1 pseudogene is annotated in these 387 nt (G+C 66.9%); it reads left to right on the top strand.

Annotation, left to right across the window (positions count from 1 at the left end):
* Positions 1 to 387, top strand: a pseudogene (locus tag KDH83_RS31890) (hypothetical protein); the annotation flags it as partial.

Genomic DNA, 387 nt, shown 5'->3' with positions numbered 1-387 from the left:
CGGGCCTGGGCACGACCAAGGACAACCAGGTCGCGGGCGGCGCGAGCAAGGAGGCCAGCACCTCGCTGCCCTCGTCGGGCAACGTGTCGATCAAGCCGCCCATGGTCGCGGCGGCCAGCGGCAGCAGCAGCTCGACCACGAGCAGCGCCATCAGCGGCGGCACGATCGTGATCCGCGACGAGGCGGGCCAGCAGGCGCTGACCGGCAAGACGGCAGCGGAGACCATCGCGTCGTTGAACCGGGATACGTCGGATACGTTGAACGCGCTTAAGCCGATCTTTGACAAGGAGAAGATCGAGGCGGGGTTCGAGATTGTTTCGGAGGCAAGCCGACAGACGGGGCAGTTCCTGACGAATCGGGCGGAAGAGGCCGATGCGCTGGAGAGGG

The organism is Achromobacter sp. Marseille-Q0513 (assembly GCF_018195695.1).
Lineage (GTDB): Bacteria > Pseudomonadota > Gammaproteobacteria > Burkholderiales > Burkholderiaceae_B > Achromobacter.
Note: the sequence above shows the minus strand (reverse complement) of the source record. Positions and strands in the feature narration are given on the sequence as shown.